The sequence below is a fragment of the Bacillus coahuilensis m4-4 genome, from assembly GCF_000171615.1.
GTDB lineage: Bacteria > Bacillota > Bacilli > Bacillales > Bacillaceae_K > Bacillus_T > Bacillus_T coahuilensis.
Genome location: NZ_ABFU01000024.3, coordinates 42,218 through 58,593 on the forward strand (window position 1 = coordinate 42,218; position 16,376 = coordinate 58,593).

Below are 16,376 nucleotides of genomic sequence, written 5' to 3' on the forward strand. Positions count from 1 at the left end.
CGCTCTTCATGGCTTTTAGTATTTCATTTTATTCTTTTTCATTTAGATAGTTATTAGATTGATCTTCTTGCTCTTTGTCTAGAGTATTTTCTTTCCCTTCATTTATTTTTGATTCTGGTTCCTCAGGAGCTTCTTCTGGGTTAGTTTTTTGTAAGTGTTTCGGTAGCTCGGGGATGATTCTTCCTGTTATGTCTGAGAGTTCATTTAAAATACCTTGGATAGGATGCCCATTTTGTATATCATAACGTATTTCTGTTAGCCTTGCTGTTATATCCGGGTCAGCTACTACAAGAGCTTCAGCTCCGTCTGGATCATCTTTTAAGGTTTCGGCAACGGAGTATTTGATTGTTCCCACTTCAGAACGATCAAGGTCTTTATCTACATCAATCCCAACAATAGCATACTCTCCTAGTGCTACTACTGTAGCATGTTTCACGTTAGGAACAGATGCAGCAAGTTCTGCTAGGCGATTGGAAGTTGTTTCACTGTCATCTCTGTCAATATTCTGTTCAATAGTAGAGTCATTTACATTTATGGTTCTAGGTGCTTCATTTTCGTTTAGGCCAAGTTCATTGTCATTTTGACATGCACTAATCACTACGATTAATAGGAGTGCGAGTAGTCGATACATAGGTTATTCCCTCCTAAAAAGATGCTTTCTTAGTAATTAGTGTGTAATTTTCTTCTATCTTTATACGTAAAATCATATATTTTAGCAAACGATAACGATTGGAGAAAGATTTACTAACGAGAAGATATGTCGCTACATACAATAGTTTAAGAATATAGGAGCAGGAGGCATCGTTTTGAGTAAAATTTATGTATTAGATACCAATGTCTTGCTACAAGACCCATATGCAATCTTTTCATTTGAAGAAAACGAGGTAATCATCCCAGCAGTTGTACTAGAGGAAGTGGATTCTAAAAAAAGGTATATGGATGAAGTAGGTAGAAATGCAAGGCACGTATCCAAACTGATTGACAACTTAAGAGAAGAAGGAAGGCTCCACGAAAAAATCCCTCTCCATAATGGTGGTACATTAAGAATTGAACTAAACCATCGCTCTTTTCACGAGCTTCAAGAAATATTTGTAGAAAAAACCAACGATAACAGAATTTTAGCGGTAGCGAAAAATTTAGCAAATGAAGAAAAGGAAAAACCTGATGGAAAAGCGGTCATTTTAGTTAGCAAAGATACGCTAATGCGCGTAAAAGCCGATGCCATGGGTCTGCGGGCTGAGGATTTCTTAAGCGACCGAGTAGTTGACGTCACAGACGTCTATAATGGCTTTGTAGAATTGTATACCCAACCAGAAGTAGTGGCATCCTTTTATGAGCATGGTCAAGTACCTTTGTATGAAATTACGAACCAGCGATTACATCCTCACCAATTTATTATTATTAAAGATCTATTAGGTAGTAATGCTTCTGCCATTGGAATGGTAGATAAAACATCGCAATACATGAAAAAACTTGTGTACGATCAAGAACCAATTTGGGGAATTAAACCGAGAAATGTTCAACAAACCATGGCTTTAGAACTACTTTTGAGAGAAGACATCCCATTAGTAACCATCATCGGCAAAGCGGGAACTGGAAAGACATTATTAGCTCTTGCTTCTGGATTACTTCAAACAGAAGACTTAAACATTTTTAAAAAATTGTTGGTTGCAAGGCCAATTGTTCCAGTAGGAAAGGATATTGGATTCCTTCCAGGAGAGAAGCAAGAAAAACTAAGACCTTGGATGCAACCTATATATGATAACCTAGAGTATTTGTTTAATACCAAAAAGCCAGGAGAAATCGATGGCATATTAGCAGGCATGGGGTCTATTGAAGTGGAAGCTTTAACGTATATTCGAGGACGCAGTATTCCTGAACAATACATTATAATTGATGAAGCTCAAAATTTAACGAAGCATGAGGTGAAGACCATTCTGACTCGTGTTGGTGAAAAAAGTAAAATTGTTTTAATGGGGGATCCTGCTCAAATCGACCACCCTTATTTAGATGAATATAGTAATGGATTAACCTATGTGGTAGAGAGCTTTAAAGAACATTCCATTTCAGGACATATTAAATTAATTAAAGGCGAACGTTCTGGATTAGCTCAACTTGCTGCTGACATATTATAAAATTCGTAATACTATATGTCTTAGCTATAAAAGCGTTACAACAAATAGGACTATTTTCATTGAAAGAACAAATTATGTTGATTCCTACTAGTATTTACAAAGAAGCAAAAAGTATGTAAGCAAATTCTGCTCGGAACATGTAAGGAGAGGAAGCGCATAAACTCATCGCTTCCTCTCTTTAACAGGGTTATTATGATTAGATTGGTAGTTAATAAATGATAGGAAAGTTAAATGATTGAATGTAATAAATTCTAGATTGCTTAGAGGATTCAGTTGATAGTAGTTCCTATAAATCTCAAACAAGACAAATCAATGAATAGTAAATCGCTCAATCGAACTAATCGGCTTATCCTTATTAGATCCGTCTCTAAAATAGAGGAGTACAGGACCATTTTCTTTAATTGGCTTCCCAAGCTTTGAAAAACAAAGAAGCATGCTGTTTACCTTTTCTAAAGGAAAATAATAAGATTTCTCCTTCGTTACAATTTCAATCTCCATTGCATCTTCGCTTGGTTCAGCATTCATTATAAATGGATGTAAAAGAATACCATATGTACTAGTCACTAATTTTTCTTTTTCATAGCGCTTTTCAGTTTTTAATGTTGGAGGAAAAGCCTGTCCTTCTTGTATTTCTCTAGACCAATGCTTTGACATTACTTCTGTGTAATCCTCAAGTTTTTCTTCAGAAACCGAAAAAAAGTCCTTTTCTTCTATTTTTCTATCATCAAATATCCAAGTACTTGGATCCAATGTTATAGAAAACCGGACGTTTCCTGTAATGGTTAAAATAGTATTCATGCTCATACCTCCTCTTCTGTTCACTGTACAGTATACATAATCCTATATAAGAAGAAAAGAAATAGTAGAATAATCAAATAACAACGTATTCTTATCAGAATGAAAATGTGCAGGTGTTTAAGCTTTTTCTTGCAATTCGTATATTTTCACGATAAAATTTGAAGATAGAATGGTTATTGAACGGAAGTGGGGGGATAACTTTGGCGTCATCAGAAACAACGATTAACCATAGGGAAAAAGCGTATGAGCTTTTAAAAATAGATGCAGAAAAAATCTTGCAATTAATAAAAGTACAAATGGATAACTTAACGATGCCACAATGTCCTTTATATGAGGAAGTATTAGATACTCAGATGTTTGGCTTATCAAGAGAAATCGAATTTGCAGTGCGACTTAACCTTGTAGATGAAAAGGATGGAAAGGCTTTATTAGATTCCCTAGAACGAGAACTCTCAGCACTTCACGAGGCTTCCACTAAAAAATAACGTGAAAACTCAAACAATTCAAGTGAATTGTTTGAGTTTTTTTATCATACTAAAAAAATAGTAGATGATATATAGATGGATTCAATATAGAATAAGGACATGCTTACTTCTTACTCAATAATTAATTTCTAAAAAAGGTAGAGCGAAAATTGTTGAAATTTAAGAAGGAAAATTCAGAATATTATCGAATAATAATAATAGACAAGGGATGGAGAATATATGAAAAAACGGACGCTTAAACCGTACGACTTTTCCTTAATCATCGTGTACATCGCTCTTTGTTTGTTCGGCCTTGTCATGATTTTTAGTGCAAGTATGGTAACATCCGTGCAAGTATTAGAGTATGATTATGACCACTTCTTTAAAAGCCAACTTCGGAACATTCTCATTAGGTTTTTTTCTTATTTTTTTGTTGCAGCGGTTATCCCATATAAATTCTATAAAAATAAATTAGTTTTAAAGCTAATCTTTTTTGGAACGATTGCCGCTTTGTTTGCTGTTAAAATCATTGGAGTTGAAGTAAATGGAGCAAAAAGTTGGTTAGATTTATATGTTATGAATGTCCAGCCTTCAGAGTTTGCTAAGTTAGCTGTTATTTTGTATTTAGCTTCTGTGTACTCTAAAAAACAATCCTACATAAATGATATGAACCGTGCCATTATGCCACCTCTAATTATGCTTGTTTTATTAGCAGGTTTAGTCATTTTAGAACCAGATTTTGGAACTGGGATGATTATTTTGGCGACAGGGGGGTCAGTTATTCTTTGCTCTGGTATGAGTGGGAAAAACATATTTAAAATTTTAAGTTTGTGTGCCCTCTCTATTGGTGGTATTATTACCTATCTTTACGTGACAACAGGCTCTGTGTTTACCGGTGAAAAAGGGAGTAGGATTACCACATATTTAGATCCTTTTGCATACGCCCAAGGCGATGGTTATCAAACAGTCAATTCATTGTTAGCGATTGGTTCTGGGGGAATATCAGGTCTTGGATTAGGAAAAAGCGTACAGAAACTTGGGTATCTACCTGAGCCCCATACGGATTTTATTATGGCGATTATTTCAGAAGAGCTAGGAATTCTAGGGGTTTCTATCGTCTTATTAGGCATCTTTTATATTGTGTTTAAGGGATTTTATATTGCATTAAAAATTCATGACCGTATGGGAGCAATGATAGCCGTTGGTATTAGTTCGATGATTGGTTTTCAATCGTTCATCAACCTAGGCGGTGTAACAAATTTAATCCCATTAACCGGTGTACCATTACCTTTTATTAGTTATGGGGGTACTTCCATTTTGCTTCTATCCATTTCAATGGGGATATTAGTCAATATTTCAATGTCTATGAGATCATACGAACGAAAAAAGAAAAAGGGGCATACTTCACACTCTTCAAATGAACGATCATATGAGAATCACGCCTAACCTATACACATCAAGATCGTTCTTGAAAAATGTAGACACAGGAAGAGAGAATAGGGGGATTATTATGGAAAAAATAAAAAAAGTAACTAGTTGCCAATCGTGGTGAGATTGCTATTAGGGTATTCAGAGCTTGTACAGAACTAAACATTCGAACCGTTGCCATCTACTCCAACGAAGATGCGGGCTCGTATCATCGATACAAAGCAGATGAAGCGTATTTGGTTGGAGATGGAAAAAAACCAAACTGATGCATACTTAGATATTGAAGACATTTTACGAGTGGCAAAAGAAGCGAAAGTGGATGCGATTCATCCAGGATACGGATTCCTATCAGAAAACATTCAATTTTCAAGAAGATGCGAAGAAGAAGGCATTCTGTTTATTGGTCCAAGTTCAACCCATTTAGATATGTTTGGTGATAAAGTCAAGGCTAGAGAACAAGCTGTTTTAGCAGATATTCCTGTGATACCAGGTAGCGACGGTCCAATTCAGCAAATAGAGGACGTGGCTAAGTTCGGTGATACATATGGCTATCCACTAATCATAAAAGCTTCACTAGGTGGTGGCGGCCGTGGGATGAGGATTGTCCAGTCTGAGTCAGACCTAAAGGAGTCATACGATCGTGCCAAGTCTGAAGCAAAAGCGGCGTTTGGAAACGATGAAGTATATGTTGAAAAATTTATTCAAAACCCGAAACATATTGAAGTGCAAATTCTAGGAGATAAAGAAGGCAATATTGTTCATTTATTTGAACGAGACTGCTCAGTCCAACGACGACATCAAAAGGTTGTAGAAGTTGCACCAAGCGTAAGCCTTTCTGACCAATTACGCGAAGAAATTTGCCATTCAGCAGTCAAATTAATGAAAAATGTGGATTATATTAATGCTGGTACAGTGGAATTTTTGGTTAGTGACAACGAGTTCTTCTTTATTGAAGTGAACCCACGTGTGCAGGTTGAACATACTATCACTGAAATGATCACGGGAATTGATATTGTTCAGTCCCAAATTTTAATTGCAGAAGGCCATTCGTTACATAGCAGTAAACTTGGAATACCCATTCAAGAAAAAATCTATACACATGGTTTTGCGATTCAATCACGTGTAACAACTGAGGATCCATTAAATAATTTTATGCCAGACACGGGTAAAATTATGGCGTATCGTTCAGGGGGAGGATTTGGTGTACGTTTAGATGCTGGTAATAGCTTCCAAGGTGCGGTCATTACACCTCACTATGATTCGTTACTCGTTAAATTATCTACCTGGGCTTTAACCTTTGAACAAGCAGCAAGTAAAATGGATCGAAATCTACAGGAATTTCGTATCCGTGGTATTAAGACGAATATTCCATTTTTAGAAAATGTGGTTCGGCATGAAAAGTTTTTAACTGGAAACTATGACACTTCCTTTATTGATTCAACGCCTGAATTATTTATTTTCCCTAAACGTAAAGACCGTGGCACGAAAATGCTTTCCTACATTGGGAATGTAACGGTAAATGGTTTTCCTGGTGTTGAAAAAAAGAAGAAACCAGTATACCCAAAACCGAGAAAGCCAATTCTTGATAAAAATGGGACGATTCTTAATGGAACGAAGCAAATACTTGATGAAGTAGGGCCTGAAGGATTGACATCTTGGATTAAAGAACAAAATAATGTCTTGATTACAGATACTACTTTTAGAGATGCACATCAATCTCTATTAGCTACTCGAGTGCGTACGAAAGATTTACAGCATATCGCAAGTGAAACGGCACATTTAATGCCTGAACTGTTTTCACTAGAAATGTGGGGTGGGGCTACATTTGATGTTTCCTATCGTTTTTTAAAAGAAGACCCATGGATGCGTTTACTCACATTACGAGAGCAAATTCCAAATGTTTTATTCCAAATGTTACTTAGAGCATCTAATGCTGTTGGTTATAAAAACTATCCTGATAACGTGATTAGAGAATTTGTTGAGAAGTCCTCTTATGCTGGAATAGATGTATTTAGAATTTTTGACAGCTTGAACTGGGTAAAAGGGATGGAAGTGGCTATCGATGCTGTTCGACAGTCGGGGAAAATTGCTGAAGCGGCTATTTGCTATACTGGAGATATTATGGACTCTAATAGACCAAAATATCACATTGACTATTATAAGCAAATGGCAAAAGAGCTTGAGCAGCAAGGCGCACACATTTTAGCCATTAAAGACATGGCGGGCTTATTAAAGCCTGAAGCAGCTTATCGATTAATCTCAGAATTAAAGGATACGGTTCAATTACCAATTCACCTTCATACTCATGACACTAGTGGAAATGGTATTTTTACGTATGCTAGAGCCATAGACGCAGGTGTCGACATTGTAGATACTGCTTTAAGTACCATGTCAGGGTTAACCTCTCAACCTAGTGGAAACTCACTTTATTATGCACTTAAGGGGAGTAACCGAGAAATAGACTTAAATCATGAATCAATGGAAGTGTTAGCTAATTATTGGGAAGATGTACGTAAATATTATCAAGATTTCGAAAGTGGAATGATGAGCCCGCATCCTGAAGTTTACAAGCATGAAATGCCAGGTGGACAATATAGTAATCTCCAACAGCAAGCGAAAGCGGTTGGACTTGGCGATCGATTTGATGAAGTAAAAGATATGTATGCCCGCGTCAATCAGATGTTTGGGGATATAGTAAAAGTTACACCTTCTTCAAAAGTTGTAGGAGATATGGCGCTTTTCATGGTACAGAACGAATTAACCGAACAAGATGTCCTCGAAAAAGGAGCTACAATCGATTTTCCTGATTCTGTTATTGAGTTGTTTGAGGGGTATTTAGGTCAACCTCATGGCGGATTTCCTGAAGAACTACAAAAAGTTATTCTAAAAGGGAAAGAACCGCTAAGCGTAAGACCTGGAGAACTACTTGAGCCAGTAGACTTTGATGCCTTAAAAGAACAATTGTTTCACGAATTAGGACGTCAAGTCACTAGTTTTGACGCTATAGCCTTTGCTCTCTATCCAAAAGTATTTAAAGATTATTGTAAAACAGTAGAAAAATTTGGTGATGTTTCTGTATTAGATACCCCTACGTTTTTATATGGTATGAGGTTAGGAGAAGAGGTACGAGTTGAAATTGAAACGGGTAAGACGTTAATCGTAAAGCTTGTTTCGATCGGACAACCTCAAATCGATGGGTATCGAACACTCTATTTTGAGTTGAACGGTCAACCACGTGAAATTAATATAAAAGATGAAAGTATTAAATCGAAGGTGGTCTCAAAGATTAAAGCAGATCCTTCCAATTCCTCACATATTGGGGCAACAATGCCAGGTACCGTTATTAAAGTGGTGAGTGAAAAAGGAGAAAAGGTTAAAAGAGGAGATCATTTGCTTATAACTGAAGCGATGAAAATGGAAACAACGGTTCAAGCACCTTTTGACGGTGTAATCAAAGATGTTTATGTACAAAACGGAGAAGCTATTACAACTGGTGATTTATTAATCGAAATACAGTCGGATAAATAATGAAGATAAAAAAACAGTCCAATAGAATGGACTTTGTTTTTTTWWTCTTTTCACTCTAAAAACTTGTAATATAAAGTAAGACAAAAGACCGAATAATAAAGAAATAATTAAAGCGTGAGCGAGTGCAATAAGTAAAGCTAACTTCGTGATGATGATAAGTGCTCCTGTTAAAACTTGTAACGAAACAMSTATGAGGGCAATGAGCCACCCGTAGTAGATAATCTTTTGGTCACGGTAGTGTTTATAACTTGTAACAAACAAATAGATGATCCATATAAAGATAAGCCCTGCAGCCCCGCGGTGTCCCATTTGAATCCATTCATACATATTAGTTGGAAGGAAGCTAGCATCATTACGACAAAGCGGCCAGTCTGGACAAACGAGGCTAGATTTAGTATGACGTACTAAAGCCCCAGAATAAACCACTAAGTATGAATATACGGTAATAGCTACCATATGCACTCTCATTTTTTTATCAATACGTAAAGTGTCTGCGTTAAATTTCTTGTCTACTTCAAATATTAATAGAGTAAGCAAAAATACAGCAGCAAACGAAATTAACGAAATTCCAAAATGAAGGGCAAGGACAAAATCTGATTGGCCCCATTTTACTGCGGCAGCTCCAATCAAGCCTTGTAACACCAGCACGATGAACGAAACGAATGATAAAAATTTCGTTTCCCGAATATAGCCAATTTTCCTCCAAGTTGCAATTGAAAGGGCGAGCACTAATAATCCTACTACACCAGATACTAGTCGATGAGCAAGCTCGATAACTGTATCTAATGGAAATTCTTCAGGAATAATCTGACCATGACACAATGGCCACGATGTACCGCATCCTGCACCGGACTCCGTTTTGGTCACAAGTGCTCCACCAAGTAAAACCATTAACATACCGATTGTTGTAAGAACCGATAGCCATTTTAAGCCTTTATGCAAAAATTTCACCTTCTTATAAAAAAACAGTAGTTTTGTAGAAAAATATTTACTTATACGATGATAACGGAACGATGCGAAAGTGACAACTATTAATAAGTACCATTTCAACATTTTTGATTTAGTAAAAGAATTATGTTGATAGAATAGTTCTTCGAAAAAATGAAAGCGCTTATAAATATTATATGATATGATGATAGTAAATTAGGGTCTAAGTTGTGAACAACTTTTGAGGGTTTATTAGAGACACAATTTTGACATATTTACGTCAAATTCTCTTCACAAATCATCCTATTTATATGTTTTAATATAGTGTGATGCATTCATTTAGATATAACGCATTAAATAAGTATAAATAAAATTCTCGTAAACGGTATAATTATTACGTATATGATTGCTTGTATAATGTAAATTCTCACATTAATTTAGGATGTCATTGGAATTTTACTATCATTTATAGAAAACTGTGTTGAATTCTATTATAGTAATGATAGAGTGAAGCTTTTTGTGTTTTGAAGAGAGGGGGGAAGATATGTCAAACAGTAGGGTATTTACTTCAGAATTGAGCGAGACAGTAATTCCAAAGCCTTCTATGGTTCAAGAAATACTATCTTTAGTTAAAATTGGAATTGTAAATTCCAATTTAATCACAACATTTACTGGAATGTGGCTGGCCTTTCACTTTACTGGCACACATTTTTTAGATTCCCTAGATATTATGTTTTTGACTTTGGTAGGGTCATCGCTGGTTATTGCTGGGTCAGCAACATTAAACAATTTTATTGACAGTGATATTGATCCATTAATGGAAAGAACAAAATCAAGACCTACCGTGACAGGAAGAATTAGTGGTAAAAAGGTTTTGATCATTGGTTTGGCACTAATTACTCTCGGTCAATTATTCTTGTTTATGACAACTATAACGGCTGGGGTTATTGGATTAATAGGGGTCGTTAGTTATGTTGTGATATATACAATGTGGTCAAAACGACAACATGTTAGTAATACAATAGTTGGTAGTGTATCTGGAGCTGTTCCACCACTAATAGGTTGGTCTGCCGTTGATTCAGATTTGGGTGTTATGGCATGGGTATTATTTTTAATCATGTTCATTTGGCAGCCTCCTCATTTTTATGCGTTAGCAATGAGAAGATGCGAAGAATATAGGGCAGCAAATATACCTATGTTACCAGTTGTTAAAGGATTTAAGACCACTAAAAAGCATATTCTATTATGGGTTATCGCTTTATTACCTCTTCCATTTTTCTTATTAGAACTTGGGGTAGGTTTTGTAGTGTTTGCTACACTTTTAAATATTGGATGGCTAATTCTTGCTATCAAAGGGAGAAACCACGAAGACGATATAAAGTGGGCGACGAAAAACTTTGTTTATTCTATTAATTATCTCACGATTCTTTTTGTAGCAATGGTTATTGTTACCGTGATTTAACCTTTATTTTAGGAATTCTTTCTTCATAAGAAATCCACATAAATCTATGAAGTCCTTGTTTACTTAAGAGACCAAATAACGAAAGAGGGGTTTGATTAATCAATGAAAGCAAGGCTACCTAAATGGCGCGTGCTTGCAATTCTTACAGCACTAGCGCTTGTCTTATCAGGTTGTGGAGAGCCTTTTCTTTCCACATTACGACCAGCTGGAGAAGTTGCTCAAGCTCAATATGACTTAATGATATTGAGTACGTTAATCATGGTTGGCGTAATTTTAATCGTTGTAGTTATTTATGTTATTGCACTAATTCGTTTCCGTCGTAAAAAAGGTGATGATAGTGTACCGAAGCAAGTGGAAGGAAGTCACGTTCTTGAGTTAATTTGGACGGTGATACCAATTATTTTACTTCTTATCTTAGCAGTGCCAACTGTTGCTATGACGTTTGATTTAGCTGACACGTCAGATGCCGAATTAGTAGACGAGGAAGGAAATAAAAAGAATCTAGTCATTAATGTTCGTGCAAACCTTTATTGGTGGGAATTTGAGTATCCAGATTTAGGAATTGTTACAGCGCAAGATCTTGTTGTTCCTACTGACCAAAATGTTTACTTCAATGTTACCGCATCTGATGTGAAACACAGCTTCTGGATTCCAGCTGCTGGTGGTAAGATTGATACAAACGTTGACAATGTTAACTCTTTCTACCTTGAGTTTGACAACGAAAAAGCAAACGAAGCAGGAAATGTTTTCTACGGAAAATGTGCAGAGCTTTGCGGACCTTCACATGCTCTAATGGACTTTAAGGTTAGAGCAATCGATTCAGAGCAATTTACTAGCTGGGTAACAGCAATGCAAAATGCTGAAGAACCTATTGCAGAAACTGAGCTTGCTCTTCAAGGTCAACAAGTTTATAACGAGCAATGTCTAGGTTGCCACGCAGTAAGCCCGGACAATAGTACACCGGCTGCAGCTCGAATTGCACCGAATTTATCTGATTTCGGAAACCGCACAAAAGTTGCTGGTATCCTAGATCATAATGAAGAAGAGCTAAAAATTGGATTAGAAATCCAGAACAATACAAACCAGGCAATAAGATGACTGGTGCCTACAAAGAGCTAAATGAACAAGAGTTAGATGCTCTTGCTGAATATTTAATGAGCTTAAAAGTTCAAGAATAGTGAACTGAACGATAAGAGGGAGGTTTAATTGTGAGCAGTAATCCACAGAACAAAGGCTTCCTTGGTACCATTTGGGACTACTTAACGACAGTAGACCATAAGAAGATTGCCATTCTTTATTTAATCACTGGTGGTATTTTCTTCTTAATGGGTGGTATTGAAGCTTTAATGATTCGTATTCAACTAGCAGTACCGAATAATGACTTTGTAAGTGCAAATCTTTACAATGAATTATTAACCATGCACGGTACGACTATGATTTTCTTGGCAGCTATGCCATTACTATTTGCATTTATGAACGCAATTGTCCCACTCCAAATTGGAGCGCGTGACGTTGCATTTCCATTCTTAAACTCTTTAGGTTTTTGGTTATTCTTCTTTGGAGGAGTTTTCTTAAACTTATCATGGTTTTTAGGTGGGGCACCTGATGCAGGATGGACTTCCTATGCATCATTATCACTTGCATCAGAAGGACACGGAATAGATTTCTATGCGCTAGGACTCCAAATATCCGGTGCGGGAACATTAATTGCAGGGATTAACTTCCTTGTGACGATCATTACAATGCGAGCGCCTGGTATGACCTATATGCGTATGCCACTATTCACGTGGACAGCATTTGTTGCATCTGCCTTAATTTTTATTTGCATTCCCAGCTTTAACTGTCGGATTGTTTCTATTAATCTTTGATCGAATGTTTGGATCTCATTTCTTCAACGTTGCTGGTGGCGGTAACACGATTATTTGGGAACACTTCTTCTGGATTTTTGGACATCCTGAGGTCTACATCTTAGTATTACCAGCGTTTGGTATTTTCTCTGAGATTATCCCAACATTTTCAAGAAAACGATTATTTGGATATTCTTCCATGGTATTCGCAACTGTATTAATTGGTTTCTTAGGATTCATGGTATGGGCTCACCATATGTTCACTACAGGTCTAGGACCAATCGCAAACGCTATTTTTGCGGTAGCAACAATGGCCATTGCCGTTCCAACAGGTATTAAAATATTTAACTGGTTATTCACTATGTGGGGTGGGAGTATATCATTTACGACGCCAATGCTATATGCTGTCGCGTTTATTCCTTCATTCGTAGCTGGAGGAGTAACAGGTGTAATGAATGCAGCAGCTCCTGCTGATTATCAGTTCCATGATTCATATTTCGTTGTAGCCCACTTCCATTATGTTATTATTGGTGGGGTCGTTTATGCCCTTCTTGCAGGTGCTCATTTCTACTGGCCAAAAATGTTTGGTACGATGTTAAACGAGCTTCTTGGAAAGATTACATTCTGGTTGTTCCTAATTGGATTCCACTTAACATTCTTTATTCAACATTTCTTAGGATTAATGGGAATGCCTCGTCGTATATGGAAGTTCTTACCGAACCAAGGACTTGACACAGGTAACCTGATCAGTTCAATTGGTGCGGGCTTCATGGGTATTGCAGTAATCATCTTATTAATCAATGTTGTTATTACCTCAATTAAAAACGAAAAAGTGGGCAATGATCCTTGGGGCGATGGTCGTACGCTTGAATGGGCGATTGCATCACCTCCGCCATATTACAACTTTAAGCAGCTACCACTAGTACGTGGATTAGATGCTTGGTGGATTGAAAAAATGGAAGGGAAAACAGAAATGACGCCGGCTGAACCGATTGGTGATATTCATATGCCGAATAATTCTATTCTTCCTTTCATCATATCACTTGGATTATTTGTAGCATCCTTTGGAGCAATGTATAATGTAGATGATAAAGTATGGGCAATTCCTGTATTAATCATCGGTTTCTTAATTACTCTGTTTGCTATGTTCTTACGTTCTGTTATTGACGACCATGGATATCATATCCATAAGGAAGAACTTCTTGAAGATGAGAACAAGGGAGGTAAAAACTAATGCATGTAGAAGAAAAACACACAACACGCACTTGGCCCAATTCTCCCGAGTTACAAACGTTAGAAGGAAAAATAAGTTTTATGGCTTTTGGTTTTTCTTAGGCGGTGAAACTGTATTATTTGCTTCCTTGTTTGCAACATATCTTGCACTTAAAGATAAGGTGCTTCCTGGACAGAAAGTGGCAGCTGAGATTTTTGACTTACCACTTGTTTTTGTTGCTACCATGCTACTTCTTACAAGTTCATTAACGAGTGTATATGCCATGCACCATATGAAAAATTATAATTTCCGCGGAATGGTTGCTTGGTTATTTATTACCGTTGCATTAGGTGCAGCATTTTTAGGTCTTGAAGTATATGAGTTCTATCATTATGTACATGCTTACGGACATACGTTTACAAGTAGTGCATTTGGTTCAGCTTTTTATGCTTTAGTAGGAACCCACGGACTTCACGTAGCATTCGGATTACTTTGGATTACCACTTTATTAATTCGTAACCGTAAACGTGGATTAAGTCTGTACAACGCTCCTAAATTTTATGTGGCATCACTGTATTGGCACTTTATTGATGTTGTATGGGTATTTATTTTCACAGTAGTATATTTAATGGGATTGGTGGGATAAACTGATGGCAAATCAAGTAAATTCAGGTAACCCAAAAGTCGATTATGAGTACCGTCGTAGAAAAAATGCACAGGACATGAGAATGCAAGTGGTAACATTTGCTCTGATGATTTTCTTAACATTAGTTGCATTTATTGCAGTTGCAGGTGGATTCTCTGAGTGGTTTATCTTTCCATTCATTTTACTACTTGCTGTCATTCAAGTTATTTTCCAACTGTATTATTTTATGCATATGAGTCATAAAGGGCATGAAGCACCTGCATTATTCTTATATTCAGGAGCGTTTGTTGCATTTTTAACTGTATTGGCTTTTATTACGATTGTTTGGATCTAATAAAGAGAAACCAGCCGTTATTCGGTTGGTTTCTTTCATATTTATTAGTTGAATCTACCGAATGAACGTGCAAACTTCACGAGATTGTCATTACATTACATTGAAGTAGAGTACACGTACTAGTATAATAGTATAGAATTAAAACATTCATGAGAGGTGAAGAAATGCCTTTAGAAATATTTGGCTTTTTAGCGTTATGGAGTCCGTTTTTTGCTATTGCGGTTGTGTTTGCAACTGTCTTATATTTTCTAATAACGGTTAAATGGCGTAGCGAATTTAAAGAATCAGAGCCTTTGTCTATTAAACAAGCTATATTTTTTATCCTGTCTATGGTTCTTCTCTATGTCATTAAAGGCTCACCAGTTGATCTTTTAGGACATATTATGTTTTCTGTTCATATGATTCAAATGGCTACATTGTACTTAGTTATTCCACCTTTAATGATTATTGGAATACCTAAATGGGTCTGGAAGGCGTTTATAAACCTTAAGCCAATAACAAATGTATTCACATTATTGACACGCCCCTTGTTAGCTCTCATTTTATTTAACAGCTTTTTCTCTTTTTATCATATACCGCTCATTTTTGATGCAGTAAAGCTTGATGAAACGCTTCATGGAATTTATACCGTAGGGTTATTTATATTTGCCATTTTAATGTGGTGGCCAATGATTAATAAACTGGAGTTAAATGAATTAAGTGGGTTGAAGAAGGTGGGGTATATATTTGCAAGCGGTGTATTATTAACACCTGCATGTGGTTTAATTATTTTTGCAAATGGCCCATTATATGCGACATATTACGATCAGAGTACTTGGATGCAAGCTCTAGCACTCTGTGTACCAACAGGAACATTAGATGGCTTAAGCTTAGCCGGACCAGAAATCTTTACGAATATGCAACTGATAGAGGACCAAAAATTAGGTGGCGTTTTGATGAAGATTATCCAAGAAATCGTCTATGGTTTCTTACTGGGCATTGTCTTCTTTGAGTGGTACAAAAAAGATCAAGAAGAGGCTAACAATTTACAGCATACGTTATTAGTAGAAGAGTAATGTAATTCTTGGACGATAGAGGTTGCTCATGTCCATACCTTAAAAAAATAGAAAAAGAGGAGAATATGTAATGAGTTTACCTATACTTCCAACAATTAGCACAAGCTTCATTGTGTTAAGTGCGATTTTTGTTGCCATTGGTTGGTGGCAAATTAGTCAACGAAAAATTGAGGCTCATCAGAAGACCATGTTCTTAGCAGGGATATTTGCCTTAACATTTTTTATCATTTATTTAAGTAGAACAATCTTTATTGGTAATACCTCATTTGGTGGCCCTGATCATATTAAGATCTATTACACAATTTTTCTTGTGTTCCACATTTTCTTAGCCACTACTGGTGGAGTTTTAGGTCTAATCTCTCTTTGGACGGGCTATAAGAACCAGTTAGCTCGACATCGTAAACTGGGCCCAATTACGTCAATTGTTTGGTTTTTTACGGCAATCACTGGAGTTTTAGTCTACCTACTTTTATATGTATTTTATAAAGGTGGAGAAACAACGTCTGTGTTTAAAGCGATTCTAGGATTATAAAAAAACA

10 protein-coding genes and 4 pseudogenes are annotated in these 16,376 nt (G+C 36.5%); 11 read left to right on the top strand and 3 right to left on the bottom strand.

Going from position 1 to position 16,376, the window contains the following annotated elements:
- Positions 1 to 28: 28 nt before the first annotated feature.
- Positions 29 to 631, bottom strand: coding sequence for a YhcN/YlaJ family sporulation lipoprotein (locus tag M44_RS05860; protein ID WP_010171792.1), 603 nt, complete (start codon positions 629 to 631; stop codon positions 29 to 31).
- Between the two features lie 175 nt (positions 632 to 806).
- On the opposite strand from M44_RS05860, the gene M44_RS05865 reads away from it, so the two are divergent.
- Positions 807 to 2,135: a PhoH family protein gene (locus M44_RS05865; RefSeq protein WP_010171794.1), complete on the top strand. Its 1,329-nt coding sequence runs from the start codon at positions 807 to 809 to the stop codon at positions 2,133 to 2,135.
- 309 nt (positions 2,136 to 2,444) lie between these two features.
- Here M44_RS05865 and M44_RS05870 read toward each other — a convergent pair whose 3' ends face one another.
- Positions 2,445 to 2,933: a hypothetical protein gene (locus M44_RS05870; RefSeq protein WP_010171796.1), complete on the bottom strand. Its 489-nt coding sequence runs from the start codon at positions 2,931 to 2,933 to the stop codon at positions 2,445 to 2,447.
- Between the two features lie 221 nt (positions 2,934 to 3,154).
- Between M44_RS05870 and M44_RS05875 the strand changes: the two genes are divergently transcribed.
- From M44_RS05875 to pyc, 3 genes and pseudogenes are all read left to right on the top strand, one after another.
- A complete protein-coding gene (locus M44_RS05875) occupies positions 3,155 to 3,418 on the top strand; it encodes an Fpa/YlaN family protein (RefSeq protein ID WP_193345637.1) in 264 nt (87 codons plus the stop codon).
- A 219-nt stretch (positions 3,419 to 3,637) separates the two neighbouring features.
- The gene (locus tag M44_RS05880) at positions 3,638 to 4,843 is read left to right on the top strand and encodes an FtsW/RodA/SpoVE family cell cycle protein (protein ID WP_010171801.1); all 1,206 of its coding nucleotides are present in this window, start codon (positions 3,638 to 3,640) and stop codon (positions 4,841 to 4,843) included.
- A gap of 107 nt (positions 4,844 to 4,950) precedes the next feature.
- Positions 4,951 to 8,353, top strand: a pseudogene (gene pyc, locus M44_RS20720) (pyruvate carboxylase).
- On the opposite strand, the gene M44_RS05890 reads toward pyc, so the two are convergent.
- Complete coding sequence (locus M44_RS05890; protein ID WP_010171804.1) at positions 8,327 to 9,295, bottom strand: COX15/CtaA family protein; 969 nt, start codon at positions 9,293 to 9,295, stop codon at positions 8,327 to 8,329. The pseudogene pyc and the gene M44_RS05890 sit on opposite strands and share 27 nt — an antisense overlap.
- A 529-nt stretch (positions 9,296 to 9,824) precedes the next feature.
- Between M44_RS05890 and cyoE the strand changes: the two genes are divergently transcribed.
- From cyoE to M44_RS05925, 7 genes and pseudogenes are all read left to right on the top strand, one after another.
- Positions 9,825 to 10,742, top strand: coding sequence for a heme o synthase (cyoE, locus tag M44_RS05895; protein WP_010171806.1), 918 nt, complete (start codon positions 9,825 to 9,827; stop codon positions 10,740 to 10,742).
- Positions 10,743 to 10,844: 102 nt separating this feature from the next.
- A pseudogene (gene coxB, locus M44_RS20725) lies at positions 10,845 to 11,920 on the top strand (cytochrome c oxidase subunit II).
- Between the two features lie 30 nt (positions 11,921 to 11,950).
- A pseudogene (gene ctaD, locus M44_RS20730) lies at positions 11,951 to 13,823 on the top strand (cytochrome c oxidase subunit I).
- Positions 13,823 to 14,448, top strand: a pseudogene (locus M44_RS20735) (cytochrome (ubi)quinol oxidase subunit III). Before ctaD ends, M44_RS20735 begins: the two co-directional pseudogenes overlap by 1 nt.
- A 4-nt stretch (positions 14,449 to 14,452) precedes the next feature.
- The gene (gene ctaF, locus M44_RS05915) at positions 14,453 to 14,782 is read left to right on the top strand and encodes a cytochrome c oxidase subunit IVB (protein WP_010171816.1); all 330 of its coding nucleotides are present in this window, start codon (positions 14,453 to 14,455) and stop codon (positions 14,780 to 14,782) included.
- Positions 14,783 to 14,946: 164 nt separating this feature from the next.
- Positions 14,947 to 15,837 carry a cytochrome c oxidase assembly factor CtaG gene (gene ctaG / locus M44_RS05920; RefSeq protein ID WP_029326750.1) on the top strand — a complete coding sequence of 297 codons (891 nt, stop codon included), beginning with the start codon at positions 14,947 to 14,949 and terminating at the stop codon, positions 15,835 to 15,837.
- A gap of 70 nt (positions 15,838 to 15,907) precedes the next feature.
- Positions 15,908 to 16,369 (top strand): DUF420 domain-containing protein, encoded by a 462-nt coding sequence (locus M44_RS05925; RefSeq protein ID WP_010171820.1) that lies wholly within the window; start codon positions 15,908 to 15,910, stop codon positions 16,367 to 16,369.
- Positions 16,370 to 16,376 lie beyond the last annotated feature (7 nt).